This window comes from Microbacterium sp. BF1, from assembly GCF_019279095.1.
Taxonomy (GTDB): domain Bacteria; phylum Actinomycetota; class Actinomycetes; order Actinomycetales; family Microbacteriaceae; genus Microbacterium; species Microbacterium maritypicum.
The window spans coordinates 1-1,508 of record NZ_JAGYWT010000570.1 but is presented as its reverse complement, the minus strand read 5'-3'; the positions used below and the strand labels follow the sequence as shown (position 1 = coordinate 1,508).

The window sequence follows — 1,508 nt, the reverse complement described above, 5'->3', positions numbered from 1 at the left end:
CGAGTTCGCTCGCGCCGTCTTCGCCGATGCCCCGCAGCACACCGACCTCAAGGCGGCCCGCGCGGCCGGCTTCTCCGACGTCGTGGCGCCGCCGACCTTCGCGATGGTCATCCAGGACCTCACGCTCCAGCAGCTGCTGGGGCAGGAGGACTCCGGCATCGTGCTGGCGCGCACCATCCACGCCGAGCAGCGCTTCGCCTACACGCGCCCCATCGTCGCGGGCGACGAGCTCTCCGCGCAGCTGCGCGTCACCGGCATCCGCATGATGGGCGGCAACGCGATGATCACCAGCGAGGCCGAGATCACCGACCCAGCGGGTGCCCATGTCGTCACCGCCACCAGCGTGCTGCTGGTCGGTGCCGAGCCGAGTGCGGATGAAGGAGAGGCTGCCTGATGGGCTACACCGTCGGAGACGTGCTCGCTGAGCGCACCGTGCACCTCACCCGCGAATCGCTCGTGCGTTACGCGGGGGCATCCGGAGACTTCAACCCGATCCACTACCGCGATGACGTCGCGGCGTCCGTCGGGCTTCCCGGCGTGCTCGCGCACGGCATGCTCACGATGGGCATCGCCTCGTCGGTCGTCCTCGCGGCGCTCGACCCGGCCGCCCGCATCCTCGACTACGGCGTGCGCTTCACCAAGCCCGTCGTCGTCGACCCCGTCGAGGGCGCTGACATCACCGTCGTCGCCACCGTCGGTGCTGTCGACGACGAGGTCGCGCGCATCGACCTCAAGGTCACGTTCGGCGAGACCACCGTGCTCGTCAAGGCGCAGCTGCGCGTCGCCGTCTGATGAGGACGCTGTGATGCGGGAGAGCGAGCCGGTCCGACTCGCGGAGCTGACCACGCTGCGTACGGGTGCGGCGCCGGAGCAGATGTTCGAGGCGACGACGACCGCCGGCCTGGTCGAAGCCCTGCGCGAGACGTGGGCGCGCGGTGACGAGTGGTTCGTGCTCGGCGGCGGCTCCAACCTCTTCGTGGGCGACGAGCCCTTCGAGGGCACCGTCATCCGCGTCCGCACCGAGGGCATCGAAGAGCTGCCGTCACCGCATCAGGGACGCATCCGTCTGCGTGCGCAGGCCGGACACGGCTGGGACGACCTGGTCGCCTATGCCGTCGCCCACGGCTACGCGGGCCTCGAGGCGATGAGCGGGATCCCCGGCACGGTCGGCGCCGCCCCCGTGCAGAACATCGGCGCCTACGGGCAGGAGATCCAGGAGACGCTGGTCGAGGTCGAGCTGATCGACGAGTCGACCGGAGAGATCTCGACGGTTTCCGCCGCCGAGCTCGGACTCGGCTTTCGCACCTCGGTGCTCAAGCACCACCACGGGAGTGTGCCGCTGCGCCGTGCCGTGATCCTCTCCGTGACCGTCGACCTGCTCATCGCGGGTGAGCGCGTGGTGCGCGGCGAGCAGCTGCGTCGGGCGCTGGGCCTGACCGATGAGATGCCCGTTCCGCTGGGGTGGGTGCGCGAGCGCATCCTCGCGACCCGGGCGTCGAAGGGGATGC

3 protein-coding genes are annotated in these 1,508 nt (G+C 70.6%); all 3 read left to right on the top strand.

The features are described from left to right. On the top strand, nt 1-394 hold a 394-nt coding region (locus KZA10_RS14930; RefSeq protein WP_218683281.1), incomplete at its 5' end, for a MaoC family dehydratase N-terminal domain-containing protein. Continuing rightward, complete coding sequence (locus KZA10_RS14925; RefSeq protein WP_218683280.1) at nt 394-792, top strand: MaoC/PaaZ C-terminal domain-containing protein; 399 nt, start codon at nt 394-396, stop codon at nt 790-792. The genes KZA10_RS14930 and KZA10_RS14925, both read left to right, overlap by 1 nt. A gap of 13 nt (nt 793-805) precedes the next feature. Further along, the coding region (locus tag KZA10_RS14920) for a UDP-N-acetylmuramate dehydrogenase (RefSeq protein WP_218683279.1) at nt 806-1,508 on the top strand (703 nt) is incomplete at its 3' end.

Bases quoted from the DNA above. Each gene is read 5' to 3' on its own strand.
- KZA10_RS14925 (WP_218683280.1), top strand. From the start codon at position 394: ATGGGCTACACCGTCGGAGACGTGCTCGCTGAGCGCACCGTGCACCTC.